The organism is Streptosporangium sp. NBC_01469, assembly GCF_036227305.1.
GTDB lineage: Bacteria > Actinomycetota > Actinomycetes > Streptosporangiales > Streptosporangiaceae > Streptosporangium.
Genome location: NZ_CP109465.1, coordinates 3,211,745 through 3,238,721, shown reverse-complemented (window position 1 = coordinate 3,238,721; position 26,977 = coordinate 3,211,745). Strand labels below are relative to the sequence as shown.

General features: G+C 69.5%; 24 protein-coding genes and 1 other RNA gene. 12 read left to right on the top strand and 13 right to left on the bottom strand.

Annotated elements, in window-relative coordinates:
- Window positions 1–77: 77 nt before the first annotated feature.
- On the bottom strand, window positions 78–1,148 hold the full coding sequence (locus tag OG587_RS14755) for a polysaccharide deacetylase family protein (RefSeq protein ID WP_329090619.1): 1,071 nt from the start codon (window positions 1,146–1,148) through the stop codon (window positions 78–80).
- 334 nt (window positions 1,149–1,482) lie between these two features.
- On the opposite strand from OG587_RS14755, the gene OG587_RS14750 reads away from it, so the two are divergent.
- Together OG587_RS14750 and glpK are read left to right on the top strand one after the other, a co-directional pair.
- Entirely contained in the window at window positions 1,483–2,316 is an 834-nt protein-coding gene (locus tag OG587_RS14750; protein ID WP_329090617.1) for an MIP/aquaporin family protein, read from the top strand.
- A gap of 87 nt (window positions 2,317–2,403) precedes the next feature.
- Window positions 2,404–3,921, top strand: a complete 1,518-nt coding sequence (gene glpK / locus OG587_RS14745; protein WP_329090615.1) for a glycerol kinase GlpK — start codon at window positions 2,404–2,406, stop codon at window positions 3,919–3,921.
- A 136-nt stretch (window positions 3,922–4,057) separates the two neighbouring features.
- Here glpK and OG587_RS14740 read toward each other — a convergent pair whose 3' ends face one another.
- The 3 genes from OG587_RS14740 to OG587_RS14730 form a co-directional block, all read right to left on the bottom strand.
- Window positions 4,058–4,468, bottom strand: a complete 411-nt coding sequence (locus OG587_RS14740; RefSeq protein ID WP_329090613.1) for a hypothetical protein — start codon at window positions 4,466–4,468, stop codon at window positions 4,058–4,060.
- A gap of 272 nt (window positions 4,469–4,740) precedes the next feature.
- The gene (locus tag OG587_RS14735; protein ID WP_329090612.1) at window positions 4,741–5,109 is read right to left on the bottom strand and encodes a roadblock/LC7 domain-containing protein; all 369 of its coding nucleotides are present in this window, start codon (window positions 5,107–5,109) and stop codon (window positions 4,741–4,743) included.
- Between the two features lie 237 nt (window positions 5,110–5,346).
- A complete protein-coding gene (locus OG587_RS14730) occupies window positions 5,347–6,261 on the bottom strand; it encodes a hypothetical protein (RefSeq protein WP_329090610.1) in 915 nt (304 codons plus the stop codon).
- 470 nt (window positions 6,262–6,731) lie between these two features.
- Here OG587_RS14730 and OG587_RS14725 point away from each other — a divergent pair, with 470 nt between their 5' ends.
- The 3 genes from OG587_RS14725 (at window position 6,732) to OG587_RS14715 (ending at window position 7,813) form a co-directional block, all read left to right on the top strand.
- Window positions 6,732–7,097: a hypothetical protein gene (locus OG587_RS14725; protein WP_329090608.1), complete on the top strand. Its 366-nt coding sequence runs from the start codon at window positions 6,732–6,734 to the stop codon at window positions 7,095–7,097.
- A gap of 144 nt (window positions 7,098–7,241) precedes the next feature.
- Window positions 7,242–7,442, top strand: coding sequence for an Arc family DNA-binding protein (locus OG587_RS14720; RefSeq protein WP_329090606.1), 201 nt, complete (start codon window positions 7,242–7,244; stop codon window positions 7,440–7,442).
- Window positions 7,439–7,813, top strand: coding sequence for a type II toxin-antitoxin system death-on-curing family toxin (locus OG587_RS14715; protein ID WP_329090603.1), 375 nt, complete (start codon window positions 7,439–7,441; stop codon window positions 7,811–7,813). The genes OG587_RS14720 and OG587_RS14715 overlap by 4 nt, the downstream gene beginning before the upstream one ends.
- A 127-nt stretch (window positions 7,814–7,940) precedes the next feature.
- Here the strand turns inward: OG587_RS14715 and ssrA are convergent.
- The 5 genes from ssrA to ftsE form a co-directional block, all read right to left on the bottom strand.
- Window positions 7,941–8,325: a transfer-messenger RNA gene (gene ssrA, locus OG587_RS14710) on the bottom strand.
- A gap of 512 nt (window positions 8,326–8,837) precedes the next feature.
- Complete coding sequence (locus OG587_RS14705) at window positions 8,838–10,733, bottom strand: penicillin-binding transpeptidase domain-containing protein (protein WP_329090601.1); 1,896 nt, start codon at window positions 10,731–10,733, stop codon at window positions 8,838–8,840.
- Window positions 10,734–10,735: 2 nt separating this feature from the next.
- The gene (smpB, locus tag OG587_RS14700; protein ID WP_329090599.1) at window positions 10,736–11,203 is read right to left on the bottom strand and encodes an SsrA-binding protein SmpB; all 468 of its coding nucleotides are present in this window, start codon (window positions 11,201–11,203) and stop codon (window positions 10,736–10,738) included.
- Between the two features lie 121 nt (window positions 11,204–11,324).
- Complete coding sequence (gene ftsX / locus OG587_RS14695; RefSeq protein WP_329090597.1) at window positions 11,325–12,233, bottom strand: permease-like cell division protein FtsX; 909 nt, start codon at window positions 12,231–12,233, stop codon at window positions 11,325–11,327.
- Window positions 12,234–12,264: 31 nt separating this feature from the next.
- Window positions 12,265–12,954, bottom strand: a complete 690-nt coding sequence (ftsE, locus tag OG587_RS14690; protein ID WP_012888192.1) for a cell division ATP-binding protein FtsE — start codon at window positions 12,952–12,954, stop codon at window positions 12,265–12,267.
- A 236-nt stretch (window positions 12,955–13,190) separates the two neighbouring features.
- On the opposite strand from ftsE, the gene OG587_RS14685 reads away from it, so the two are divergent.
- Complete coding sequence (locus tag OG587_RS14685; RefSeq protein ID WP_329090592.1) at window positions 13,191–13,382, top strand: hypothetical protein; 192 nt, start codon at window positions 13,191–13,193, stop codon at window positions 13,380–13,382.
- A gap of 148 nt (window positions 13,383–13,530) precedes the next feature.
- On the opposite strand, the gene prfB is transcribed toward OG587_RS14685, so the two are convergent.
- Window positions 13,531–14,649 (bottom strand): peptide chain release factor 2, encoded by a 1,119-nt coding sequence (prfB, locus tag OG587_RS14680; RefSeq protein WP_329090590.1) that lies wholly within the window; start codon window positions 14,647–14,649, stop codon window positions 13,531–13,533.
- Between the two features lie 65 nt (window positions 14,650–14,714).
- On the opposite strand from prfB, the gene OG587_RS14675 reads away from it, so the two are divergent.
- The gene (locus OG587_RS14675) at window positions 14,715–15,794 is read left to right on the top strand and encodes a hypothetical protein (RefSeq protein WP_329090587.1); all 1,080 of its coding nucleotides are present in this window, start codon (window positions 14,715–14,717) and stop codon (window positions 15,792–15,794) included.
- A 79-nt stretch (window positions 15,795–15,873) separates the two neighbouring features.
- On the opposite strand, the gene OG587_RS14670 is transcribed toward OG587_RS14675, so the two are convergent.
- From OG587_RS14670 to OG587_RS14660, 3 genes are all read right to left on the bottom strand, one after another.
- Window positions 15,874–20,754, bottom strand: coding sequence for an NAD-glutamate dehydrogenase (locus OG587_RS14670; protein WP_329090586.1), 4,881 nt, complete (start codon window positions 20,752–20,754; stop codon window positions 15,874–15,876).
- 560 nt (window positions 20,755–21,314) lie between these two features.
- Complete coding sequence (locus tag OG587_RS14665; RefSeq protein WP_329090585.1) at window positions 21,315–21,494, bottom strand: zf-HC2 domain-containing protein; 180 nt, start codon at window positions 21,492–21,494, stop codon at window positions 21,315–21,317.
- A 23-nt stretch (window positions 21,495–21,517) separates the two neighbouring features.
- Complete coding sequence (locus tag OG587_RS14660; RefSeq protein ID WP_329090583.1) at window positions 21,518–22,057, bottom strand: sigma-70 family RNA polymerase sigma factor; 540 nt, start codon at window positions 22,055–22,057, stop codon at window positions 21,518–21,520.
- 160 nt (window positions 22,058–22,217) lie between these two features.
- Here OG587_RS14660 and OG587_RS14655 point away from each other — a divergent pair, with 160 nt between their 5' ends.
- The 5 genes from OG587_RS14655 to OG587_RS14635 all read left to right on the top strand — a co-directional run bounded on the left by OG587_RS14655 (window position 22,218) and on the right by OG587_RS14635 (window position 26,962).
- Window positions 22,218–22,349: a hypothetical protein gene (locus tag OG587_RS14655; RefSeq protein ID WP_329090581.1), complete on the top strand. Its 132-nt coding sequence runs from the start codon at window positions 22,218–22,220 to the stop codon at window positions 22,347–22,349.
- A gap of 16 nt (window positions 22,350–22,365) precedes the next feature.
- Window positions 22,366–23,040: a DUF4142 domain-containing protein gene (locus tag OG587_RS14650; RefSeq protein ID WP_329090579.1), complete on the top strand. Its 675-nt coding sequence runs from the start codon at window positions 22,366–22,368 to the stop codon at window positions 23,038–23,040.
- A gap of 5 nt (window positions 23,041–23,045) precedes the next feature.
- Entirely contained in the window at window positions 23,046–24,524 is a 1,479-nt protein-coding gene (locus tag OG587_RS14645) for a DUF1996 domain-containing protein (protein ID WP_329093868.1), read from the top strand.
- Window positions 24,525–24,668: 144 nt separating this feature from the next.
- On the top strand, window positions 24,669–25,508 hold the full coding sequence (locus OG587_RS14640; protein ID WP_329090577.1) for a ferric reductase-like transmembrane domain-containing protein: 840 nt from the start codon (window positions 24,669–24,671) through the stop codon (window positions 25,506–25,508).
- The gene (locus OG587_RS14635) at window positions 25,505–26,962 is read left to right on the top strand and encodes an NADH-ubiquinone oxidoreductase-F iron-sulfur binding region domain-containing protein (RefSeq protein WP_329090575.1); all 1,458 of its coding nucleotides are present in this window, start codon (window positions 25,505–25,507) and stop codon (window positions 26,960–26,962) included. Before OG587_RS14640 ends, OG587_RS14635 begins: the two co-directional genes overlap by 4 nt.
- Window positions 26,963–26,977: the final 15 nt, after the last annotated feature.

Below are 26,977 nucleotides of genomic sequence, written 5' to 3'. Positions count from 1 at the left end.
CGGCGACCCGGCTCCCGGTCGACCCCGCGGGGAACCGCGGGGTCACCGTGGCCGCCCGGCGAGGGCGGCCGGGCCGGTCAGTAGGGCAGGACGCGGTCGGTGAAGGACTTGGCCACGAAGGGCGCCTTGAACTTGGGGAAGGCGACCGTCTTCACGTCTCCGTCGGAGGTGTAACGCTCGTCGGGGTTCGCCTTCAGCCAGTCGAGCCAGGCCACCGAGCAGAACTTGACGCAGTCGCCCTTCTTGTCCATCGAGCGGATGCGCGGGATGCCGAGCGGGTCGAACTTCTTGTTGAACGGCGACATGGCCGGGGTGTAACCGGCGAGGAACACGCCGCCGTAGTCGTAGGAGACGTCGCCTGAGGAGCCCTTGAGACCCCACTCCTTGCCGTCCGGCTGGTTGCCGTACGGCAGCGCCAGCGTGACCGGAGGCAACTTGATCAGGCCGGTGATGAGCCGGTGGCCCGCCGCCACCTCGGCGTTGACCGCCTTCTTCGGCTTGCCGCCCAGGCTGAGGTGGTCGCGGGTGTGGTTGCCGATGTCGTAGCCCTTGCCGGTGAGCCAGAGGAGCATCTGCGCGCCCTCCTCGGGCGTCGCCTTACCGAACATGTCGCGCGTGACGTAGAACGTTCCAACACCGCGGAAGCCCGGGTAGGTCTTGGCGACGTCCTGGAGGATCGCGACGGCGGTGTTCGGCTTGGGCAGCCCCATCCCGTCCAGCTCGAACTGCGAGGGCGAGGAGTCGTCGAAGGTGAGGACGACGGGATGCTTGCCCGCCGGGATGTCCATGCGCCCGGTGACGAACTCGGCCGCGGTGACCGCGACGTAGTTCTCCTTGGCCAGCCTCTCCAGCTCGGTGCGGAACTGCTTGGGGGTACGGTCATCCTGGGTGGAGGGCTTGTCGACCACCCGGTGGTACATGAGGACGGGCACCTGTCCGAGCTCGTTGGCCTTGACCTTGGCCGCGGCCTGCGTCTTGGCCTTGAGGAGGTTGGCCTGCGAGGCGGCGGCGGCCGACGCCTTCGCCGCGGCCGCCACCTTGGCCTTCTGCGCGTCGCCCTCGTCCGACCCCGTCGATCCGCATCCGGCCAGCACGACCCCCGTCGCGACGACGGCCACACCGGCCCTGCCCATTCTGAGACGGCCCATCGAATTCCTCCAAGCGCACTGACGATACGCTTCTCATCCCCCTCTGACCTGCGGGTTGACCTCCACACCCGGCAAAGGTTCCCGCCGGAGCGGTTCTTGGCGGCACCTTGTGACCCCGATGAGAAAAGGGCTTCCTCGCATGGGAACGCCGGGCGGTGACGGGATTCTCACCCGGCGGAGACGTCGCAAGTAAGGACGTCGGATCATATTTCGGTGACGTTACCAATGACTTAGATTGTTGACCACAATTCAATAATTTCGTCACGTTACCGTTGACTGCCCTGAAATTCGCGCCTACCGTCCGGGCATCCGAACGGCGTCGTGAGGGGGAAAGATGGCGGAGCGCCTGAAGAACCGGGGGCTTGTCGGCGAGCTGGCGGCCGAGTTCGCAGGCACCATGATCCTTATCCTGTTCGGGGTGGCTGTGGTGGCCCAGGTCGTGGCGGCCGAGATCGGCGACCACGACAGCATCGCGTGGGCGTGGGGGCTCGGGGTGACCCTGGGCGTCTACGTCGCGGCACGCACCAGCGGGGCCCACCTCAACCCCGCCGTCAGCGTCGCGCTCGCCGCCTTCAAGGGCTTCCCCTGGCGCAAGGTCCTGCCGTACTCCCTGGCACAGACCGCGGGCGCGTTCGTGGCGGCGCTCATCGTCCGCCTCAACTACAGCGAGGTGCTGCAGAAGGCCGATCCCGGGCTCACGATCAAGACCCAGGGCGTCTTCTCCACCCTGCCCGGCAACGGGAGCCTGCCCATCGGCACCTGGGGCGCCTTCCGCGACCAGGTGATCGGCACCGCGATCCTGCTCCTGCTCATCCTCGCCGTCTCCGACGTGCGCAACTCGGCACCGATGGCCAACCTGGCCCCCTTCGTGGTCGGCCTGATCGTCGTGGCCATCGGCATGGCCTGGGGCACCAACGCCGGGTACGCCATCAACCCCGCACGCGACTTCGGGCCGCGGCTTGCCTCGTACCTCACCGGGTACGAGACCGCCTGGCAGGATCAGTACGGCCAGCTCTACTTCTGGGTGCCGATCGTGGCACCGGTGATCGGGGGTCTGATCGGGGCGTTCCTGTACCAGATCCTGATCGCCAGATTCCTTCCCCCCGAGGACGCCGCGCCCGAGGTGGGGCGGGTGCCGCCGTCCGACGAGAGGGCCGGCACCGCCTGAACGGGAGCGGGACGACGACCGCGGCCGGGAACCGTCACGGGGAGAGCGGCAGATCTCCCGGAGAGTCTCACAAAGGAGGCACCATCCATGCCTGACTTCGTCGGAGCGATCGACCAGGGAACGACGAGCACCCGTTTCATGATCTTCGATCATGGTGGTAACGAGATAGGCCGCCACCAGCTCGAACACGAGCAGATCCTGCCGCGGGCCGGGTGGGTCGAGCACAACCCCACGGAGATCTGGGAGCGCACGAGGGCGGTGATCGAGACCGCGATGAACAGGGCCGGCCTCGCCGCCTCCGACCTGGCCGCGCTCGGCGTCACCAACCAGCGCGAGACCGCGGTGGTCTGGAACCGCAGGACCGGACGCCCGTACCACAACGCGATCGTCTGGCAGGACACCCGCACCGACCGGATCGCCTCCGCCCTGGACCGCGACGGCAGGGGCGACGTCATCCGCCGCAAGGCGGGCCTGCCCCCGGCGACGTACTTCTCCGGTGGCAAGATCCAGTGGATCCTGGAGAACGTCGAGGGGGTGCGCGAGGCGGCCGAGGCGGGGGAGGCGATCTTCGGCAACACCGACACGTGGCTGCTGTGGAACCTGACCGGCGGCACCGACGGCGGCGTGCACGTCACCGACCCGACCAACGCCAGCCGCACGATGCTGATGGACCTGGAGACCCTCGACTGGGACGACGAGCTGCTGTCGTTCTTCGGCATCCCCCGCCGGATGCTGCCGTCCATCGCCCCCTCCTCCCACCCCGGTCTGTACGGCACCACCCGGGCGACCGGCCCGCTGAAGGGAGAGGTCCCGCTCTCCGGCGACCTCGGCGACCAGCAGGCCGCCACCGTCGGACAGGTCTGCTTCGGCGTCGGCGAGGCCAAGAACACCTACGGCACCGGCAACTTCCTGCTGCTCAACACCGGCACCGAGCTCGTACGTTCCCAGAACGGCCTGCTCACCACCGTCTGCTACCGCTTCGGCGAGGAGCCGCCGGTGTACGCGCTGGAGGGCTCCATCGCCGTGACGGGCTCCGCCGTGCAGTGGCTGCGCGACCAGCTCGGCATCATCTCCGGGGCGGCGCAGAGCGAGGCGCTCGCCCGGCAGGTCGAGGACAACGGCGGCGTCTACTTCGTACCCGCCTTCTCCGGCCTCTTCGCCCCGTACTGGCGGTCCGACGCCCGGGGCGCCATCGTCGGCCTGTCGCGCTTCAACAACAACGCCCACCTCGCGCGGGCCACCCTGGAGTCCATCTGCTACCAGACCCGCGACGTGGTCGAGGCGATGCGGCAGGACTCCGGCGTCACCCTCGACGTCCTGCGCGTCGACGGCGGCGTCACCGCCAACGACCTGTGCATGCAGATCCAGGCCGACCTGCTCGGCGTGCCCGTCTCCCGGCCCGTCGTGGCCGAGACGACCGCCCTGGGGGCCGCGTACGCGGCGGGGCTGGCCGTCGGCTTCTGGAAGTCGACCGACGAGCTCAGGCAGAACTGGCAGGAGGGCCGCCGCTGGGAGCCCCAATGGTCGGACGAGCAGCGGGCCACCGGCTACGCGGGCTGGAAGAAGGCGGTCGAGCGCACCCTCGACTGGGTCGACGTGTCCTGAACGACCTGCCGCAGCGGCTGGATGGGGGCGACGACGCCCGCGGCCCCCGCACCACCACGGTGCGGGGGTGTCGAGACAGCCCCGGCGAGGGCACGAACCGATCGCCGTCTCGACCCCGTCATCGTTGACCGGTGTTTCAGGGCTGCACCCAGGCGCTGTGGAAGTTCTGGTTGTTGGTGATGTCCTGCATTACCACCTGGCAAGACCCTTGGTTACCGACCGAGAAGACGAAACTTCTTCTCTGACCCGCCGAGATGGAGAAGGCGCCGTTGTCGGACCGCCGGAAACCGTTCTGGCACTGCAGGTGGAACCGCGCGGTCAGCGCGGAACCCGCTCTCTTGGCGTAGGCCGCGTCGTAACCGGCGGGAGAGCCGGGAATGCCGGTGGCACACAGGTCGCCGTTCCCGATGTTGATACACCGTGTCGGGCCGAAACCGGCTGTGCCGCTCGTGCCTGCCTGAGCCGCGGACACGGAGAAAGTGGTCAGCGGCACAGCGGCGCACACCACTGCGAGCGCAATGGTGCTGATTCGACGACGTGTGATCATTCATTGATCCTTTCTCAGATGGGATTTCGCGCCGCGCGTTTGCGGTTCGTCGTTCGCGAGCGCTGATTCCAGGATCGGGAACCATCGGGGAAATGTCTTTGGTCGTTGGTGCCACGTGCTTGACAATGCGTGCCAACTACACAGGGCGGTCACGGAGAGGGGCCGGACGGCCCGCCCGCCGTGAACCTGCTCACCGCGACGTCCTGCGCCAAGCGGCAGGTACCGACGACCTACCACCCCCGCGCGGGTAAAGGTGGTGGGTGGAGTCCCGGTCAGGCTCCGGCGAGCAGCACGCCCAGCCTCTCGACCGTGGGCCGGGACTCCACGTGCAACCGGGAGACGTCCAGCCCCTCGTCGGCGAGCACGACGAGCAGCGCCTCCTGGCGGACGGCGTAGACGACGATGTATCCGCTGCGGCAGCGGGTCACCACCTCGCGAAGCTCCCCCATGCCCACCTCGTAGCCCGTCCGCTTGCCCAGGCCCAGCGTGGCGGCGGCCAGCGCCGCCAGCACCTCGGGCCTCGCCCCCTCGCTGTCGGCCGCGACGAGCAACCCGTCCACGGACGCGACGGCCGTCTCCAGCACGCCGACCACCTGATCGCGCAGGATCTTCAGCTCGGCGAGCACCGCTTGCCTGCTCATCACATACCTCCAGCGTGGAGACGACCCCGGGCTCGAGGCCCGGGGAGGGAACGCGGCACGATGCCGCGCGAAAGGGCTCTCTCGAAAGTCCGAGCGGGCCCAGGGAGGGAACGCGGCACGATGCCGCGCGAAGGGACTTTCCCGGAAGCCCGAGCGAGCCCGGTGGACGGGGCGCCGTCTCGGCCGCCCCGGCGCGGAAAGGTGCCGGTCCGGGCCGCGGCGGGGGTGTCGAAGCCGTCAGTCACCGGCGGGGCCGATCTCTTCCGGCTCCGGTGGGGGCAGGGACCGGGGGGCGAGGAGGGGCCGGGATCGGATCAGTCCTCCCCCGATGGCGGCCAGCATCTCATTGATCTTGCTGGTGCCCGGGTGGCGGCGCGGCAGCCGGGAGCCCGAGCTCTCGTCCGGATCCTCCGCCGCGGGCTCGGGGGCGGGGGTCTCCTTCTCCACCGACGGACCGTCGAGGTCGAGCACCCCCTCCTCGACCATCCTGGCGATCTCGCTCATCACCGAGAACAGGCCCTTGCCCAGGACGAAGGCGATGTCGCGCGGCGTCCGGCGTCCGTTCGCCCGCTCCAGGACGGCACGGCGGATGCGGTCGGAGCCGAGCAGCGTGGGAACGGGGACGGCCGGGGGCACGGGCCTGACCCGCATGGACAGGCCCAGCCGACGCCAGGTCTCCACGTGCCCCATGCGGCGCGCGGTCTCCCGCGCCAGCCGCTCGCGCCCGACCCCGGGCAGGACGGGCAGCAGCGGCAGGCGGTCGCCTGGCCCCACCGTCTCCGCGGCACACGACTCGACACCGTAGAGGACCATGGCGAACACCGCGTCGAAGAGCGCGGCCAGGCACACCGCCTCCAGGCTCGCCTCGCCGATGACGCCGCGCCCGGCGAGTTCGGCGGCCAGCCGGTCGGAGGGGGCACCGGTCGTGTACGCGTCGGTCCAGTCCTTCTCCGACACCCTGCCCGACCGCAGCAGCAGCGACTCCGGGCCGGGGGCGACCGGCGTCGTGGCGGCCACCACGAGGCCGTCCCTGACCCACAGTGCCCCTCCCGGACCGCCCTCGACGCGCAGCACACCGGAGAATCCCTCGGGCGAGAGTCTGCGCAGGAGCTTTCCGATCTCGCCCAGGACCTCCGGCTCCGCGGCGGTCACACCGTCATCCCGTTCTGGGAGAGGGAGCGGTCCATCGCTCCACGAGACGGCATCGGCTGGGTCACGGCCGACGACGGCACAAGGTCACCTCTGGTTCTGCTCGCGGAGGGCGAGTCGTTCAGGTGCGGAATGCGGGTCGGCCCTCACCATCGGATACCTCACCGACTCTCCCGCGGGCGCCCGGACGGGGAGACGAGACCGCCGCCGGACGAGCCGGGAGACGCCCGGACGCGGCACGACGCCCCTGACCCTGTGAAGGGGACGGGCATGTCCCCGGCCACGAGGTCAGGCTCGGGATATCTCCCTGAATGAGCCGATCATCCGCTACTACACCATATTGCACTTCACTAACGGTAGTAGTTAAGTGTACTTTACGTATCGACAGTCACAAACTGCCTCATCTGCGTGTCCGATAGTCCCCTCCCCCGGCGAGGCACCGGGACGCACCCGTTCACCTGGGAAAGAAGCTCATGAACATCGAAACCGCCCTCAAGGAAAGCATGACGATCGACGGCGCGGTCGGCGCGGCGCTGGTCGACTACGAAAGCGGCATGTGCCTCGGCACGATCGGGGGAGGACGCGAGCTCGACCTGGAGGTGGCGGCCGCGGGCAACACCGACGTCGTCCGGGCGAAGGTCCGGACCCTGGCCGCGCTGAACATCAACGACGCCGTCGAGGACATCCTCATCACGCTGGCCAAGCAGTATCACATCATCAGGCTCCTGTCCGACAGCGCCGGCCACACCTTCCTCTACCTGGTGCTCGACCGCGACCGCGCCAACCTGGCCCTGGCCAGGCACCACCTCAGGCGCATCGAGGCCGCACTCACCATCTAGGCGTACGGGAACCACGGGGCGACATCACGACCAGGTGCCGCAGGGGCGGCGCGGCCCTGGTCGACGCGCGGACGAGTCCTCCGGCATCTGCGGCGCGAAGGGATGACACCACTTTCCGGTACCGCCATTGGGTACCATCTCGTCATGGACCTTCGCCTTCGCCTTCCCGACGAGACCCACCGGCGGCTGCGCGCCGTCGCCGACGAGAGCGACAACAGCCTCAACGCCGAAATCCTGCTCGCCATCGAGGAGCATCTGGAACGCAGGCAGACCAGCGCGGTGCGGGCCATCGCCCGCAAGGTCGCCAAGCGTGACGCCGAACTCCTGGACAGGCTCTCCAAATGACCGTCTACCTCACGAAGGCCGACGTTCTGGCCATCGCCGAGGAGATCCTGCCTTCGGTCGGCCTGCGAGACGGCGGCCAGTTGCACGCGGCGGTGCTCAGGCCGCAGACCAGCGTGTTCGGGGACGACGCCTACCCCGACCTGTGGACCAAGGCGGCCGCGCTGATGCAGAGCCTGATCATCGGTCATCCTCTGGTCGACGGGAACAAGCGGCTCGGCTGGACCTCGGCCGTCGTCTTCCTGGAGCTGAACGGCGAGACGCTGAGCGGCACCGACGCGGACGCCGCCGAAGCCCTCGTGATCGCCGTCACCACGGGAGAGCTGGACGACGTGACCGAGATCGCCAAGCGGCTCCGCGAACTGGAGCCGTAGACCACGGCAGGTTCGAAGGCGACCCATCCACCGGGGAACGTGGAAAGACCAAGGGCGGCCGGGGCGGCGGTGGCGCCGACCCGACCGCCCTTCGGCGATCTGTTCCGCACGGTTCGGTGCGGAACGGGGGTGGAGGTGGCGGGAATCGAACCCGCGTCCTTCAACTCCAAGACAGGGCTTCTCCGGGTGGAGCCTGCTGTGCTTTTCTCAGCCCCGGCAATCACGCAGGCAAGTCGCCGACGGGCTCAGCCACAGTAAAATTTCCCGATCTTCCCCGTGGCCGGGTCGATCGGTTGAGCCTCCTAGCGATGCCGGATCCGGGCCGGAGGCGCTCCCGGGCCGGCAGAAGTCACTCGCTGCTTAGGCGGCGAGTGCCAGGTTGCCCTGGCTGACTTCGGAGTGCGTCTTATTGGCACTTGTTGGTCGCGGTCACAGTGTTAACGAGGTTATGTCCGCAGTCCTCGACCCGCTTCACCTGACTTGAAAAGCCAAAGTCGAAACCAGTCACCCCCTGTTGAGTTTTCAACGCGACCCCGAGGGGCCGAGCTATCCGAAGATACCCCTTACAACACGGCTAACGCGAATCGAATTCCCGCCCGGCGCGCCACGGCGGACCCCGCCTGACCGCGCCGGATGGCGTGCGGGCCGGTGCCGGCAACGGAGGCGCGGCGGGAGCCCGGCGACCTGCCAAGGCCTCGCCCAACTGCGGAGGGCACCCCCCGGCCGGGCAGGCCGGCCCCCGGCGGAGGCCGGAAGCACAAGGCGACCGGAACCACCGGGACGCCGAACGCCCGAACGCCGAACGCCCGAACGCCGAAACCCCGGGGACACCCGCGAATCGCGAGCGCCCCCGGGGTCGACCGGCAGGGTCGAGCCGGTCCTGACGGCAGGGCTTCCCCCGAGATGAAGCCCTGATCTCATCACAGCGACCGAGTCCGCAACCCCCCAAGCGGAGCCCGGTCACTTAGAAGGACGCAAACGAGACACCCCACAGTTGCTCAGAGTGAAAAAATATTACAGATAGTCACAGTCCGGCGTGGAGCCCCTGGAAGAACCGCCCGGCGACGGCCGCTCCCGCCGCGGCGTCCGAGCTCTGCGCCAGCACGGCGACGGCCACGTCCCCCTGCCACCCCACGAACCAGGCGAGCGGCTTGCGGTTCTGCGAGGCGACGGCGGTGATGCCGTGGACGGGGTCGCCGAGGGCCGCGGCGGCACGCGCCGAGCCCGCGGTCACCCCGCTGCGCATGAAGACGCGGAGGGTCTCGACCGTCTTGTCGTCCAGCTTGATCGGGTCCGGCGCCTTGGACGGCTTGGCGTCGGTCGTGGGGTCGGCCGTCCGGGGTTCGGTGACCAGGACCGGCGGGCGCCAGGTGCCCGAGGCGACGGCCCCCGCGACCAGCGCCATGGACAGCGGGCTGACCACGACGTTCTGCCCGGTGATGGCCCTGGCCGTGGCCGCGTCGTTCTTCAGCGGCTTCTTGGAGTTCACGGAGCCGCTGAACGACTTCAGCGGGAGGGTCCAGGACACTCCGATGCCGAACTTCGCGGCGTCGGCCGCCAGCTCCGAGCCGTTGATCCTGCGGGCCAGCGCGGCGAGCGCGGTCACGCAGCCGGTGGCGAAGTTGGCCTGGAGGGTCGGCGAACTCCCGGCGGGCACGCCCTCCTGGTGGAACGCGGCACCCCCGACGGACCTGTCGGCCGGACAGGCCAGCTTCTGCTTGGGATCGATCTTCGCCCTCAGCATGCCCTCGACGGACATGATCGAGAACGCGGTCCCGGCCGGGAACCTCCCGGCGAGGGCGTGCCTCTCCTGGTTGTACTCCGGGGTGCTGGACACCGCCAGGATGTCGCCGGTCGAAGCCTGGACCGCGACCAGCATGCCGGGAGTCCCGCCCAGCAGCGCTCTGTCGGCCGCCTTCTGGTGGGAGCGGTCGAGCGTGGTCTCGACCGGCGAGGTGGAGCGGTCGGGCCGCCACTTCTTGAGCTCGGTCACCTTGAGCGTCTTGAGGTCGACGGTGATCACACTCGTGTCGGTCGAGCCGGTCAGATGCTCCTGGTACGCCTTCTGCAGACCGGCCCTGCCGACCGTGTCCCCGGCCCGCTGCGGGCCGCCGAGCTGCTGCTCGCTCTCCGGGGTGACGGCGGTGACGGTGCCGACGATCTGGGTGGGCGAGGCGGGGGCCAGCGCCTGCTCCTGCGGAGAGAGCTCGATGCCGGGGATGGCCTCCAACTGGCCTCGCAGCTGCCCGAACTTCGTACGGCCGAAGGTGACCAGCGGCACCTGAAGGTTGGGCGGCGCGGAGCGGATCCGGCTCAGCAGGCGGTCCTGCGGGAAACCGGTGATCTTGGAGAGCTTCTCGCAGAGATCTTCCGCCGCGCCGCTCTTCAGGTTGGCCGGGACCACGCTCGCCACGTACAGGACGGCCTTGTCCTGCAGCGGGTCGCGGTTGCGGTCGAGGATCGGCTGGCGGCCCTCGGGGATGACCTTCACGGCGAACCGCTCACCCTCGCGCAGTTGGGGGTGCAGGACCCTGGGCGACCAGCGCACCTTCCACTGACCGTCGACCAGGTGGAGCGGCAGCTTGCCCTCGTACTCCCACAGGGGGTTGTTCTCCCCCAGGTCGACCTCGGCGTCGAAGTCGGCCTCGACCTCGTCCGCCGCGCGCCGCATGCTCGTGACGTTGAAGCGGAACGAGGCCGCGTCGAGCTGGAGTTTGGCGTCCTCCAGCGCCCGGCTGACCACCTTCTGGTCGCCGTCCGTGCGCCTGGCCGCGGCGGCGTAGTCGCCCGTCTGCCAGCCGATCAGGAAGTCACGCACCGCCTCGTGGGCCGAGGGCTCCTCGAAGCAGGCGGACAGCATGGGAGCCGTCGCCACCAGCGCGAGCGCGGCGGCGGCGGTTCGCCGGGCCCTGCCCCTCACGATCACCTGTTCCTGTGCCTGAGCGCGCGCGCCATCTCCCGCTTGGCCTGGTTCTCGGCCAGCGTCTGCCGCTTGTCCCAGTCTTTCTTTCCCTTGGCGAGGCCGATCTCTATCTTGGCCTTGCCGTCCTTGAAGTAGATGGCGAGCGGCACCAGGGTCAGGCCGCCCTCCTTGGTCTTGGAGACCAGCTTGTCGATCTCCTTGCGGTGGAGCAGGAGCTTGCGGGATCGGCGCGCGGCGTGGTTGGTCCAGGTCCCCATGGTGTATTCGGGAATGTGGACGTTGATCAGCCAGGCCTCGCCGTCCTTGATGACGGCGTACCCGTCGAGGAGAGAGGCACGGCCGAGCCGCAGCGACTTGACCTCCGTGCCCTGGAGCACGAGACCAGCCTCGTAGGTGTCCTCGATGTGGTAGTCGTGCCAGGCACGCTTGTTCTGGGCGATTACCTTCCGCCCGGTCTCACGTGGCATGTCTGGAGCCTACCGGTGACCGGGGCCACGGGCCGCGCCCGCGAGCGCGGGCGGGGCCTCGATCGGCGCGCGGGCGCACCGCGCTCGCGGGACGGTCACGGCGGACGGGGTCACGGGATCGTCACACACGCAGGTAGCGGCGGAGCGTGACGAAGGACGCCAGCACACAGATGAGCACGCCGAAGACCATGGTGATACTGATCACCGAGGCGACCGTCTCCCAGGACAGCTGGCTGTTGGGAGACAGGTAGATCTGCACCCCGTCGAAGAGGAAGACCTTGCTGACGATCAGCAGCATCGCGGCCACCACACCGCCGATCAGGCCGGCGATGACGCCCTCCATCACGAACGGGAGCTGGATGTAGAGGTTGGAGGCCCCCACCAGCCGCATGATGCCGGTCTCACGCCTGCGGTTGTACGCCGAGAGCCTGACGGTGTTGCCGATCAGGAGCGTGGCCGCGAAGACCAGGATGATCGCCACCACCAGGGCCGCCCAGCGGAGCTTCTCCAGCAGCCCGAAGAACGTCTCCAGGAGCTCCTTCTGGTTGACCACGTTGGAGACCCCGGGGGCGCCCTTGACCGCCTCGATCACCGGCCCGTAGGCCTCGGGGTCCTTGAGCTTGACCCGCAGCGACTCGGGCATGTCCTCGACCTGGATGGCGGAGAGCAGCACGGTGTTGTTGGCGTTCTGGTCCCGGAAGTTCTGGTAGGCCTCGGCCGCGTTCTCCACGGCGACCGACTCGACCTGAGGCATGGCCTCGATGGTCGACTTCAGCTCGGCCTGCTCCTGGGCGTTGACGCCACCGCTGCCCTTGCACTGCGGGAAGGGATCGTTCTTCTTGCACAGGAAGACCGAGACCTCGACCTTGTCCGCCCAGAAGTCCTTCATGCTGGAGATCTGGGAGTTGATCATCAGACCGACGCCCAGCAACGCCATGCCGATCGCCACTGTCACGATGACCGCGATGGTCATCGTGAGGTTGCGGCGGAGGCCGATCCAGACCTCGGAGAAGATGAAGTTTGCCCGCATGCTCTTCCTGTCGCTCTATCCGGTCCTGGTGTCAGTACGCCTGGCCGTACACGCCTCGCGACTGGTCACGGACGATCTTGCCGTCCTCCAGTTCCACCACCCGCTTGCGCATGGAGTCGACGATGGCCGCGTCGTGCGTGGCCATGACGACCGTGGTGCCGGTCCGGTTGATCCGGTCGAGCACCTTCATGATGCCGATGCTCGTCGCGGGGTCGATGTTTCCGGTCGGCTCGTCGGCCAGCAGGATCATCGGCCGGTTGACGAACGCCCGGGCCATCGCGACCCGCTGCTGCTCGCCACCGGACAACTCGTCGGGCATCCGGTGTGCCTTGCCCTCAAGGCCGACCAGCTCGACGACCTCCGGGACCACCTTACGGATGAAACGTCGGGGCTTGCCGATGACCTCCAGAGCGAACGCGACATTTTCGTACACGTTCTTGTTCGGGAGCAGCCGGAAGTCCTGGAAGACACATCCGATCCGGCGGCGCAGGTGCGGGATCTTGAAGTTGGACAGTCGGGCGAGGTCCTTGCCGGCCACGTGGATCGCGCCCGAGTTGGGGCGCTCCTCCTTCAGGACCAGCCGGAGAAAGGTCGACTTCCCGGACCCCGAGGGGCCGACGAGGAACACGAACTCGCCCTTGTCGACATCGACGCTGACGTGGTCCAGCGCGGGCCGGTTCTGGTTCGCGTAGACCTTGGTGACATTATCAAAATGGATCACGGGCGCATCACGGCATGCCAGTCTAGGGGTTAGGACGGTCACAGGAGTGGCAGAGGGCCACTTCCGCCTCTCGCCGGCCGGGGGGCGCCGGTCTTTTGCTCTCGATCGACGTTCCGGTTGGCCGGAGCCCAGTCTAGGGGGAAGACTGGCATGGAAAGCCCATAACGGAAACAAAACGATTCGGCGCCCGGTAACGACCGCATAAAGTGGTTCTGACCTCGAAGAGGGAGGACGTCATGAGCTGTGAAGACCTGGTCTGCGCGGGGTGCGCTCACCCCGTGGCCGAAGGCCGCTGCCCCCGTTGTCGCGCGTACCGCGAGCGGATGCACCAGAACGCCTTCGGGAACATGACCCCCGCGCTCGTCTCGCTGGCACTGATCGCGCTCTTCTTCCTCACCCTCGCCCTGAAGCATCTCAGCGGCGCCTGACCGCCCTCCGGGGCCTCTTCCGGGGCTCCGGCGGCGGTCGCGGGGAGGGAAGCGTAGGGAAACCGCCTCACGGGCGCTCGCAGGCGCCCGTGAGCGAGGCCCGCGAAGGCGCGGGAGACGGGGTGAGGGACGGCGGAGGAGGGCGGGCCTACTCGTCGACGCCCGACTCCTGGCGGCGGGTCCAGCGGATCTCGGCCTCGATGAAGCCGTCCAGGTCGCCGTCGAGCACCCCGCTCGGGTTGCCCTCCTCGGCGCCCGTCCGCAGGTCCTTGACGATCTGGTACGGGTGGAGCACGTAGTTACGGATCTGGGTGCCCCACGACGTGGTCGACTCGCCCCGGATCTCGTTCAGCGCCGCCTTCTCCTCCTGGCGCTTGCGCTCCAGCAGCTTGGCCTGCAGGACCGCCATCGCGGTCGCCTTGTTCTGCAGCTGCGAGCGCTCGTTCTGGCAGGAGACCACGATGCCCGTGGGCAGGTGGGTCAGGCGGACCGCGGAGTCGGTCGTGTTGACGCCCTGGCCGCCGGGGCCCGAGGAGCGGTAGACGTCGACGCGCAGGTCGTCCTCGTTGATGTCGATGTGGTCGGTCGTCTCGACGACCGGCACCACGTCGACGCCCGCGAAGGAGGTCTGGCGGCGGCCCTGGTTGTCGAACGGGCTGATGCGGACCAGCCGGTGGGTGCCGTGCTCGCCGCGGAGCGTGCCGTACGCGTAGGGGGCCTTGACCGTGAAGGTCGTCGACTTGATCCCGGCCTCCTCCGCGTAGGAGGTCTCGTAGACGTCGGTCGGGTAGCCCTTGCGCTCGGCCCACCGCAGGTACATCCGCTGGAGCATCTGGGCCCAGTCGGCGGCGTCCACGCCGCCCGCCTGTGACTGGATCGTGACGACCGCCTCGCGGGCGTCGTACTCGCCGGACAGGAGGGTGCGGACCTCCAGGGCGCCGATGTCGCTCTTCAGGGACTCCAGCTCGCGGTCGGCCTCCTCCCGCGTGTCGTCGTCCTCCTCGTCGGCGGCCAGCTCGTACAGGACGGAGATGTCGTCCAGCCGCCGCCCCAGCGACTCGATCCTGTTGACCTCGCCCTGGAGGTAGGAGAGCCTGCTGGTGACCTTCTGCGCGCGATCCTGGTCGTTCCACAGGTCGGGCGCGGCGGCCTGATCCTCCAGCTCCTCGATCTGCTTGCGCATCGCGCCAAGGTCGAGCACGTCCTGGATGCTGTTCAGCGTCCCGGTAAGCTCGTTGATCTGTTCTGCCGGATCGATGAGTGCCACGTCTGTAAAGGGTACGCGACCTCCGAACCCCATCGTGTACAGCGTGCTCCCCCACCATGGCTAGCATGGCCCGCATCGGGGAGCATCGGGAGGTGGACGTGCGCGAACACGGGCGACCGGGTGTGCTCGCACTCGCGCTGGCGTTGATCACCGCGACCGCGGCGTGCTCCGGTTCCGGCGGCGCCCGGCCGGAGCGGAGCCCCTCGGCCGGCGGTGTCACGCCGGCCGCCCGTCCCGCGATCGCTCCCTCACCTCCCCCGGTCACGCTCACCGAGGCGGCGAAGGCGCTGGCGGGCGTCGTGGGCGCCGACGGGGTGCTGGGAGCGGCGACGCCGCACCTGGACGCCGACCGCAAGCTCATGCTGGAGCAGACCCGCGACGGGCAGGAGGCCCTCAGCATGGCGGCCTTCAACGGCTCCGCCGAGGCCCTCCCCCACTACACGTGGGGCACCCCCCGGCTGCTGGTCCCGCGCAACCAGCGGGGCCCGCTCTGGTTCGCCGCGGTCGTGGACCGCGAGGAGTCCTCGGGCCGGGTGCGCACCGCCGTGCTGACCCTGGTGCGGCAGGGCGGGGAGGACTGGCGGGTCAGCTCGACCTCGCTGCTCGACGAGGGCGTACGGCCCCCCGAGGTCGCCATGGACGCGGAGGGGTACGCGACGGCGCTGGGCGAGGAGGACACGACGGTGGCGATCAGCCCGCGGCTGATGGCCCCGCTGCACGCGACCTCCGCCGAGGAGGAGGGGGGGATCGCGGCGAAGTTGATCGAGGAGGGCCCGCACACCACCGGCTTCGCCAACGAGATCACGGAGAGGCGCAAGGCCGAGAAGAACGACTGCCTGGGCTACGACTCGATCTTCGCCGCGAGCGACTATCCGGTGCACGCGCTGCGCACCGCCGACGGCGGCGCGCTGGTCCTCTACTCCCTGATCAGGACGACGACACGGACGATCAAGATCACGCCGTGCGGGTCGGACGCCCAGGTCCCGCCGGAGGCCTGGAAGCTGACGAAGGAGCGGCTCATCCTCAAGGAGCTGCGCATGGTGGAGACGCAGCTGTACGTGAGCACGGTCCCGGCCAGGAACAGCGGCCGGCCGGCCAAGGTCATCGGCTATCTCGGCGGGCTCACCAAGGTCACCGTGAGCTAGCCGTACCGACCCAAAAGGTCCCGAAAGGTTAGGTACGCGGCCGGGCCCCGGTGAGGGGCCCGGCCGGCCGGCGGGCGGGTCAGGCGTCGGCGTGCGGGAGGTTGATGGTGGCCACCAGCGTGCGAATCGCGCGCAGGGCCACCGACAGGGTCGCGAGGTCGAAGTTGTCGCTCTCCCAGATCTCCGACAGGGTCTGCCGCGCCCGCGAGACCGCCGCCGAGTTGGCCTCGGTCCAGCGCGCCAGGCGCTCCTCGGGCGACAGTCCCGGCGTGCTGTGCGTCAGGACGTCGTGGGTGAGCGCGGCGTGCGCGGCGTAGAGGTCGTCGCGCAGCGCGGCCCGCGCCATGGAGTTCCAGCGGCTGTCCCTGGGCAGCGCGACGACGCGCTCGCGCAGCCTGGAGAGCTGGAGCCGGTCGGCGAGGTCGAAGTAGACCTCGGCGACGTCGTGCACCGGCCTGCCGGTGCGTGAGGCCACCTCGACCAGGTCGAACGTGGAGTAGGCGGGCACCATCGCGGCGACGCGCTCGGCCAGCTCGGCCGGGGCGCCCCGGGAGACGAAGCCGTCGCGCCGCTCCTCGAACGCGGACAGGTCGGACCCGGTCAGCAGCTTGGGCAGGTGCGGCAGCAGGCCGTTCATGCCCTTGGCGAAGAAGCCGACAGTGGAGGCCAGGTCCAGCGGCGGGCGCCGGTTGCCCAGCAGCCAGCGGGTGCCCCGCTCGACGAGCTTGCGGGCCTCCAGCTCCATCGCGATCTGGGTGGAGGTGTCGACCTTGTTGTCCAGCTCCTCGATCTGGCGCCAGAGGCTGGGCATGTCGAAGACCTCCCGCGTGACCAGGTAGGCGCGGGCGATGTCGGGACTGGACGCGCCGCTCTCCTCGCCGAGGCGGAACATGAAGGTGGTCCCGCTGGAGTTGACCAGGTCGTTCACCACCCCGGTGGTGATGATCTCCCTGCGGAGCGGGTGGGCGTCCATGTAGGCGCGGATCCCGGCGCCGCGCAGCGCCGACGGGAAGTAGGACACCAGCCAGGAGGCCAGGTAGGGGTCGTCGGGCAGGTCGGAGGCGAGGATCTCGGCGTCGGTCACCAGCTTGGTGTAGGCGAGCAGCACCGAGAACTCCGGCGCGGTCAGCCCGAGCCGGGCCTGGCGCCGCTCGGCGAGCATCTTGTCCGACGGCAGGAACTCCAGCTCCCGGTTGAGCAGCCCGGCCCGCTCCAGCCTGCGCAGCTGGCGCGCGTGGACGTGCAGCATGTCGGGGGCCTGCGCGCGGGCGGCGGCCAGCACCACGTTCTGGTCGTAGTTGTCGCGCAGGACCAGGTCGGCCACCTCGTCGGTCATGTCGAGGAAGAGCTGGTTGCGCTGCTTGTCGGTGAGCTCCCCGTCGCGGACGGCCCTGTCGAGCAGGATCTTGATGTTGACCTCGTGGTCGGAGGTGTCCACCCCGGCGGAGTTGTCGATGAAGTCGGTGTTGACCAGGCCGCCGTTGAGCGCGAACTCTATCCGGGCGAGCTGGGTGAAGCCCAGGTTGCCGCCCTCGCCGATCACCTTGCAGCGCAGCTCGGCGGCGGTGACCCGCAGGCCGTCGTTGGCCTTGTCGCCGACGTCGGCGTTGGACTCGCCCGACGCCCTGACGTAGGTGCCGATGCCGCCGTTCCACAGCAGGTCGACCGGGGCCCGCAGGATGGCGCTGATCAGGTCGTTGGGGGCCATCGACGTCACGCCGGCGTCGATGCCGAGCGCGGCGCGCGCCTGCGCGGAGAGGGGGATCGACTTGGCCGTACGGGGCCAGACGCCGCCTCCCTTCGAGATGAGCGAGGCGTCGTAGTCGTCCCAGGAGCTGCGGGGCAGCGCGAACAGCCGGGCGCGCTCGGCGTAGCTCCCGGCGACGTCCGGCTGGGGGTCGATGAAGACGTGCCGGTGGTCGAACGCCGCGACCAGCCGGATGTGCTGGGAGAGCAGCATGCCGTTGCCGAACACGTCACCGGACATGTCGCCGATTCCGGCCACGGTGAAGTCGGTGCTCTGGATGTCGACGCCGGTCGTGCGGAAGTGGTACTTGACCGACTCCCAGGCGCCCCTGGCGGTGATGCCCATGGCCTTGTGGTCGTAGCCGATCGAGCCGCCGGAGGCGAAGGCGTCGCCCAGCCAGAAGCCGTACTCCTTGGCCACCGCGTTGGCGATGTCGGAGAACGTCGCGGTGCCCTTGTCGGCGGCGACCACCAGGTAGGTGTCGTCGCCGTCGTGCCTGACGACGTCGGCGGGCGGGACCACCTCGCCGTCGACGAGGTTGTCGGTGAGGTCGAGCAGGCCGGAGATAAACATCCGGTAGCAGGCGATGCCCTCGACCAGGGTGTCCTCCCGCGACCCCGACTTCGGCGGATTTTTCACCACAAAGCCGCCCTTGGAGCCGGTGGGGACGATGACGGTGTTTTTCACCATCTGCGCCTTCACCAGCCCGAGCACCTCCGTCCGGAAGTCCTCCATCCGGTCCGACCAGCGCAGCCCGCCCCGCGCGACCTTGCCGAAGCGCAGGTGCACGCCCTCGACCCTGGGCGAGTAGACGAACACCTCGAACTTGGGCCGGGGCAGCGGCAGCACGCCGATCGACGGCGAGTCGAGCTTCAGGCTGACGTACGGCTTGCGCTCGCCGTCGACCCGCTGGAAGTAGTTGGTCCGCAGGGTGGCGCCGATCATCTCCAGGTAGGCCCGCAGGATCCGGTCCTCGTCCAGCGAGGCCACGTCGTCCAGGGCGCCGAGGATCTCCTCGTGCAGCGCGTCGGACAGGTCGGCGCGGACCTCGGCCGAGCGCCGGGGGTTGAGCCTGGCCTCGAACAGGCGCACCAGCAGCCGGGCGAGCCGCACGTTGCCCATCAGCACCCGCTCGATGTACTCCTGGCTGAACGTGGTGCCCGCCTGGCGCAGATACTTGGCGTACACGCGCAGGATCTCGGCCTGCTCCCAGGTCAGCCCGGCGGCCAGGACGAGCCCGTTGAACCCGTCGCTCTCCACCCGCCCGGCCCACAGGGCGCCGAACGCGTCCTGGAAGAGCCGCTTGAACTCGTCCCTGTCGACCTCGGGCGAGGGCGTGTAGCGCAGGCCGAAGTCGTAGATCCAGGCGTCCTTGGTGGCCGGGTCCCCGTCGCGGTCGATCTCGTACGGCCGCTCGTCGACCACCTCCACGCCCATCCGCTGAAGCAGCGGCAGCACCCGCGACAGGGAGACGGGCGCGCCGAGGCGGTAGAGCTTGAAGCGGCGCTCGTTCTCCGGGGCGTCGTACGGCTCGTAGAGGTTCATCCCGATCTCGTCGGAGGAGGCGGCCAGCGCCTCCAGGCGGCGCAGGTCGGCGACCGCCATCCGGGCCGGGAAGTCGGCCTTGTACCCCTCGGGGAACGCCGGGGCGTAGCGGCGGACGAGCTTGGGCGCCTCGTCCTCGGGGCTCAGCTCGGTGATCGCGGCGACCAGGTCGTCCTCCCAGGACCTGGTGGCGGCGGCCAGCCTCGCCTCCAGCTCCTCGACGTTCACCGTGTCGGCGCGCAGCGGCCTGCCGCGCTCGCCGCGCACGACCACGTGCAGCCTGGCGAGGGCCGACTCGCCGATCATCGCGCTGTAGTCGAAGTTGGTGGCGCCGAGCGCCTTGAGCAGGATGTCCTGCATCTTGATGCGGATCTTGGTGGTGTAGCGGTCGCGCGGGAGGTAGACCAGGCACGAGACGTAGCGGCCGTAGTCGTCCGGGCGCAGGAAGACCTTGACCTGCTTGCGCTCGCGGAGCCTGAGCACGCCGAGGGCGATCGGCAGCAGCTGCTCCACGGAGGTCTGGAAGAGCTCGTCCCTGGGGAAGGTCTCCAGGATCTCGATGAGGTCCTTGCCGTCGTGGCTGTCGGCGGTGAGCCCGGCGAGCACGAGCACCTCGGCCAGCTTGCGCCGGAGCACCGGGACGCGCGAGATCGACTCGCTGTAGGCCACGTGGGTGAAGAGGCCGAGGAAGCGCCGCTCGCCGACGACCTCGCCCGAGGCGTCGAAGAGCTTGACGCCCACGTAGTCGAGGTAGGCGGAGCGGTGCACGGTGGCGCGGGTGTTGGCCTTGGTGACGATCAGCATCTGCTGTTTCTCGCGGGCCTTGGCGCGCAGCTCGGGCGGGAGCGCGGCGAAGCTGCCGGAGTCGGCGCTGTCGCTGCGGAGGATGCCCAGTCCGGTCCCGGGTATCGGGTGCAGCCTGTCGCCCTCCTCGCCCTCCTCCAGGCGGTATTCGCGGTAGCCGAGGAAGGTGAAGTGCCCGTCGGCCAGCCAGCGCAGCAGCTCCAGGCTGTCCTCCACCCCGGCGGGGTCGAGGGGCGGCGGGTTGACCGAGACGTCCTCGGCGGTCCGCAGGGCGAGGGTCCGCATCTTGACGAAGTCCTCGACGGCGCCGCGCACGTCCTCCAGGACGCGCTGCAGGTCGGTCTCGATCCCCTTGAGCGCGGCCTGGTCGCCCTGCCTGTCGATCTCGAAGTGCATCCAGGACTCGGCGAGCACCTGCCCGGTGACGTCCTCCTCGCCGCGCCCGAGCAGCTTGCCCGTCATGTCCCTGCGCACGCGCATCTGCGGGTGGACGACCAGGTGGGTGCCGATGTCGTGCCGGTCGAACTCCATGGTCACCGAGTCGACGAGGAAGGGCATGTCGTCGGTGACGATCTCCACGACGGAGACCCCGGGGTCCCAGCCGTACTCCTCCAGGGTGGGCGTGTAGGCCCGCACCAGGGCGCGGCCCTGGGGGCGTCGCTCGGCGAGCTGCCGCTGGGTCATCGCCGGCCCGTACACGTCGACCGGGTCGCGGCCGAGCAGGTCCTCCGGGGCGACATGCCGGTAATAGAGCCGCAGGAAGGCGAGCGCCTCCTCCACGCTCACGTGATCACTGCCCGGTGTGTGCGCGCACGTCTCCGCGGCACTCCTCAGCAGCTCGTCCTTGGCCTCGTCGAGCGGCATGTCGCTCTCACTCCTTTGTGAGGGGTTTTGCAGAGTTAGGTGAGGATCCATGGTGGATCTCATGATTCCTACGGAAATAGTGCCCGGCAGGAAGGAGGTGATGTCGCCCGCCCCCTCCGGGATGCGGCGCTCTCGCCCGGCCACCCGCTCCCGGCCGCACTCCGATCCCCGGGGCTTGGGGCGCGAAACGCCCACCGGGGGGTGATCGTCTCGTTATGGGTGATCGGGATTTCGGCCAGGCGCCGCGGCTCGTCATGGGAACCGCGGTCTCTCGCCGCTGCCGACGGGGAACGGAAGGGCTCCTGGTCGGAGACGGCGGGTTCTCCCTGCGAGGTGGCGGTAGGGCAATCATTCCACAGGGTCGCCTCGGAACGGCTACGGCGCAGCCGGGCGAGTCTGGCCTCGCTCCGGGCGCCTCGCCCGGCGGGCGGGGCCGGTCGGCCCGCACTCCGCCCATCGGGCATGGCCCGTGGCACGACACCTCCAGTGGCCGTCTGTCCCGGTCCTCGTTGACCGGGACACACCACCGTTCCTGATATCACCCCAAAAGCAGCTAAACGTCAATGTGGCATCCGGTCATCGTCCAGGGCATTGGAGCGGTCCCGCTTCACCACATCGAGGAGTCCGGGAACCTCACTGAGTTCCCGGAGCTCGACCTGGCACTCCTCGCAGGTCATGAGATGGTTTTGAAACGCCTCAAGGTCCTCTTCGTCGAGCACCCCGAGCGCGTACGCCGCCACGTCATGATGCGGGGAGGGCAACATCAGCTCGCGACACCTCTCTCCTTGAGGACCTTTCGGAGAGCCCGAATCCCGTAGTAGAGCCGGGACTTGACCGTACCCGGCGGGATCCCGAGGATCTCCGCCGCTTCGTTAATCGTACGGTCCCGTAGGTAAGTCTGCTCGATGACTTCGCGGTGTTCTGGGGACAGTTCTCGCAACGCCTCGGCGACGATCATCGCCTCCAGCGCGCGATCGGCCCCGTCGGGAACGGGCACAGCGTTCGCGTCGGCGGGTTCGACCTCCTGTGGTCTAGTCCCTCGCCTGCGACGACCGTCGATGACGATACGTCGGGCGACGGTGAGGAGCCAGGCCCACAACAGGCCGGGCTCTCGTTGCAACCTCCCTGCGTTACGCCAGGCTCGGACGAGCGTCTCCTGGACGACGTCCTCCGCCCATTGCAGATCGTTACCGGTGGCCTTACGCACATGGCGGAGCAGGGGTACACCGAACTCCCGGTACAGGTCTTCTACCAAGAGGACATCGGTGTCCGCGCTCTCGAACCGACTGTCGAGTTGACGCACGGGTCACATCTTTACACCTTCGTTATGTGTCCCGTCTGCAACTCTGGCAACTCCAGTCATTTCTAACTATCTCATCACTTCTTCTGAACCACCCGGGGCGGCACCGCGTACCTCCCACCAAGTGCGCCCGCACCGGCGGGCCTCGAGGAAAGGAAACGACATGGCAGAGCGGCACATTCCGTGGCCGGTCGGAGCTGTCCTCCTCCTCACGCACCCGGCCCCGTACGGGCCGGGCGGCACGTTCGCCACCGCGCCGGGCGCCGAGAAGGCCCTGGCAGCGGCCAGTCTCTGAGAGCGGAACCGGGCCAATGTTCAGATCACTGTTCCGCCGCTTCAAGAACGGCGAACCCCTGCTGTTCGGGGTCTTCATCGCGATCGCCGCCGTGGCGGTCGTCCTGATCACCCCGCCCGGCGGCGGGGCCTCCCTGGCCGCCCAGGGCTGGGTCCAGACCCCGCAGGGCCCCCTGGGCCCGGCCGACCGCGACCTTCTGGTCAAGGTCCGACTGGCCGGTCTCTGGGAGATTCCCAGCGGTCAGCAGGCCCAGCAGAAGTCCGCGAACAAGCGAGTGAAGGAGGTCGGCATGCACCTGATGACCGACCACCTCAAGCTCGACGAGGAGGTTCGCGCCCTCGCGCCCAAGCTGAACGTGCCGCTGCCCGACCAGCCCAACGCCGACCAGCAGGGCTGGATGGCGCAGCTGGCGGCGGTGAAGCCGGGCGCCGAGTACGACCTCCTGTTCGCCAAGCTGCTGCGGGCGGCCCACGGAAAGGTCTTCGGGGTGGTCGCCGGCGTACGAGCCGGCACCCGTAACGACCTGGTCAGGACATTCGCCCAGCGGGCGGTCGAGGTGGTCATGAAGCACATGACCCTGCTGGAGAGCACGGGGCTGGTCGACTACTCGGAACTGCCCGAGCCTCCGATGCCCTCCCCGCCGCCGCCCGTCTCCGCTCTCGACACACCTGTGAGGAGAGAAATCGCTTGAAAATCATGAAACGCTCGCTCGTCTCCCTGTCTGCGCTGGCCCTGGCCGCCAGCACGCTCACCACCGTCACGTTCACGGTGGCGGTCACGACCCCCGCCTACGGTGATCACTGCGATCCCGCCGAGCAGCAGGCCCAGAACCAGCGAAGCCAGCAGGACCAGCCCGCGCAGGACCAGAACCAGCAGAACCAGAACCAGAACCAGGACGCTCCCGCTCAGGACCAACCGGCTCAGGACCAGCCCGCTCAGGACGCTCCCGCGCAGGACCAGCCCGCTCAGGACCAGCCCGCTCAGGACCAGCCGGCCCAGGACCAGCCCGCCGACGCGCCTCCCGCGGGCGGCAGCCTCATCCAGGCGTCTCCCACGGAGCCGGCCGCCCCCGAAGAGCCCGCCGACCAGCAGGCCCAGGACCAGGAGAACGCCGGCGACGGCGACGCCGCCGACAACAACGCCCGCCGCGGGCCCACCCAGGCCCCCTCGCAGAGCCCCACCCAGGCACCCACCGACGCTCCGCCCGCCGACAACCCGCCGACCGACGCCCCGCCGGCCGACCCGCCCGCGGAGACGCCTGCTCCCAGCGAGACTCCCGCTCCCCCGCAGGACGACGAGGAGGCCGAGTGCGCCGACCTCGGGCCGTTCCCCGAGGACTTCATCGACATCCGGCAGGTCCAGCGGAACGTCCAGGAGATCCGGCCGCGGCGCAGCGGTTCCGCGGGCATCTTCACCTCCCGCTGTGGCACGAACGGAAACGGCCACCGCAACTCCGACAACTTCATCGTGGCCCCCGGCGTGACCAACGGCGCCCACCACGTCCACGACTACGTCGGCAACCTGTCGACCGACGGGTTCTCCACGGACCAGTCCCTGGCCGCCGCGGGCACCACCTGCGCGCTCAACGACCGCTCGACCTACTTCTGGCCGGTCCTTCGCGACCGTACGAGCGACGTCAACGCCGATGACCCGGACGGCAACGTCGGCACCATCATGCGGGCCCGCCAGGTGAGCCTGCAGTTCCGCGGGAACGCGGTCTCCAGGGTGAGCCCGATGCCGCGCTTCATCAGGATGATCACCGGTGACGCCAAGGCCGCCACCAACGGCGGCGCGAACGCCCTCGCCAAGTGGAGCTGCACCGGCTTCACCAACCGGATCACCACCAAGTACCCGCTCTGCCCGCGCGGCAGCCAGCTCGTCCGGATCCTGGACTTCCCCAGCTGCTGGGACGGCCAGAACAACGACAGCGCCAACCACCGCACGCACGTGCTGTTCCCCGACGCGAACGGCGCCTGCCCGTCCGGCACCAAGGCCATCCCGCAGCTGCGGATGACCTTGACCTACGCCACGCCGCGCACGGCGTCCTTCGCGCTGGACGCCTTCCCCGAGCAACGGCACAACCCCGTCACCGACCACGCCGACTTCGCGAACCTCATGCCCGACCGGCTCATGAAGCTCGCCGTCGACTGCATCAACAGGAACCGTCGCTGCTGACGGAATCCCGCCGGGACCGCCGTCCCCAGTCTCCGCGCCTCTTCCACACTCCCGCGGAGACGGGGGGCGGCATCTCGCGATATCAGAGTCCATCACCCTCGTACGCAGACGTCGTTCGAGCCGCTTCGCAGACAGGAGCCATAGGTGGGTAACAGACGGACTCCGAGACACACCCGGTCGGAGGCCGGGATCAGTCTCGACCAGAGGCCCGCCAGGATCGGCCTCGGTGTCACGATCACGGTCTCCGTGGTCGGCCTTCTCGCACTCGGGCGGACAGCGCCCGGCATGGAGGTGGCCGCTACCGTCCGTGGCATCTTCTCGTTCTTCTCCGGCGTGATCGCCCTCGTGTCGCTCACCGCGACCGTGGCGCTCGGCCTGCTCTCCGCCGACCGGATCGTGCTGCCCGTCCTGGGCAGGATCCGTTCGCAGCTCGTCCACCGGGCCGCCGCCATGCTCGGCATGGGCTTCCTCGCCATCCACGTCACCATGAAGATCATCGAAAGCAGGACCTCCCTCCCCTCCGTCGTGGTCCCGCTGTCCGTGAGCGGCCAGGGCCTGTACGTCGGTTTCGGCGCCATCGCCTCCGACCTGATGATCGTCGTCTTCCTCACCGGGGTCGCCCGAGCCAGGTTCGCGGAGAACCGCAGGCCGTGGCTCTGGCGCATGCTGCACGGCTCCGCCTACCTGGCGTGGCCGATGGCGGTCCTGCACGGGCTGACCGCGGGCCGCGCCCCCGCCGAGTGGGTGACCTGGAGCTACGTGGTCTGCCTGGTCGCGGTGGGAGCCGCCCTGCTGATCAGGGTGATCTCCGAGCTGCAGCCCAAGCCGATCGTCGTGCGCGAGGAGATGCCGGTGGCGGTGCCCGTCGCCGCGGACCTGCCGGCGCCCACGAGCATCACACCGCCCACGAGCATCGTCGGCCGCGTCCCGCGCCTCGTCCGTGAGGACCCGCCGGAGCTTCGTCGTATCGGAGATGTCGGATGATTCCCTACCGCGTTCCCCCCGTCCGCCAGCTGGGACCCGCCCGGCTGACCGCCGGGCTCGAAGACTGCCGCAGGATGGACCTCGCGGAACACCGCGACATGCACGGCACGGCGCCGGGCATGTCCGGCGAGGAGCTGGCCACGCTGGCCGACGAGGTGGACATGCGCGGGCGGGGCGGGGCCGCGTTCCCCTTCGCCCGCAAGGTCCGCGCGGTGATGGACAAGAAGGCGGAGAAGATCGTCCTGGTCAACGCGGCCGAGGGCGAGCCCGCGAGCAGCAAGGACACCATGCTGCTCACCAGGACCCCCCACCTGGTCATCGAGGGCGCGCTGCTCGCGGCGGGCGCGATCGGCGCCAAGCAGGTCGTGATCGCGACCGTCGAGGGCGGCATGGGCCAGGCGTCCGTGGCCGCCGCGGTCGAGGAGCGGGGCATCAGCGACCAGGTCCGGGTGGTCGGCATCGTCGAGAGGTTCATCTCCGGCGAGGGCGGCGCCCTGGTCCGTTCGGTGAACGGCCTGGTCGGGGAGCCGCCGGGCCGCAAGGTCAGGGCCGTGGAGAGCGGCGTGAACGGGCTGCCCACCCTGCTGTCCAACGCCGAGACGTACGCGCAGCTCGCGGTCCTCGCGACCCTGGGCGCGGAGCGGTACGCCGACGTCGGCACGGCACGCGAGCCGGGGACGGTCCTGCTCACCGTGGGAGGCTCCGCCAAGGCCCCGGCCGTGGTCGAGGTCGCGACCGGCACCCCGCTGTACGCCGTCCTGGACGCCTGCCAGGCCTCCACCGGCGACGGGGTGCTGGTCGGCGGCTACCACGGCGCGTGGCTCCACGCGGACGCCGCGGCCGTGGCGACCGTCTCCCGCCAGGGCATCTCGGAGGCGGGCGGCCAGCTCGGCGCCGGGATCATCGTGCCGCTCGGCGGGGAGACCTGCCCGCTGGGCGAGACGGTCAGGGTCGCGAAGTACCTGGCCGCCCAGTCGTCGGGGCAGTGCGGCCCCTGCCGGCTCGGCCTCCCGGACGTCGCGCAGTCGATGGCCGAGCTCGTGAACGGTTCGGCCTCCGCCCTGGACGAGCTTCGGAGCAGGGCCGCGAGCGTCAAGGGCAGGGGCGCGTGCTTCCACCCCGACGGAACGTCCAGGTTCGTGCTGTCGGCGCTGGACGCCTTCCCCGAGGACATCGAGGAACACCTCCTGCGCGGCGGCTGCGGGCGCCCGGTGCTCGGCGTGCTCCCCCTGCCCCCGCAGGAGAACGAGCCCGAGGTGAGGCTCACCGTGGACTGGACCCGCTGCCAGGGCCACGGCCTGTGCGCGCAGCTCGCCCCCGACCTCGTCCACCTCGACGAGCACGGCTACCCGGTGTTCAGCCGCGACACCGTACCCGCCCAGTTCCGGCGGATGGCCCGCAGGGCCGTCGAGATGTGCCCGGCCCTCGCGCTGCGCGTGGCGGAGGGAGTGTGAGCCCCTTTCCCCGTT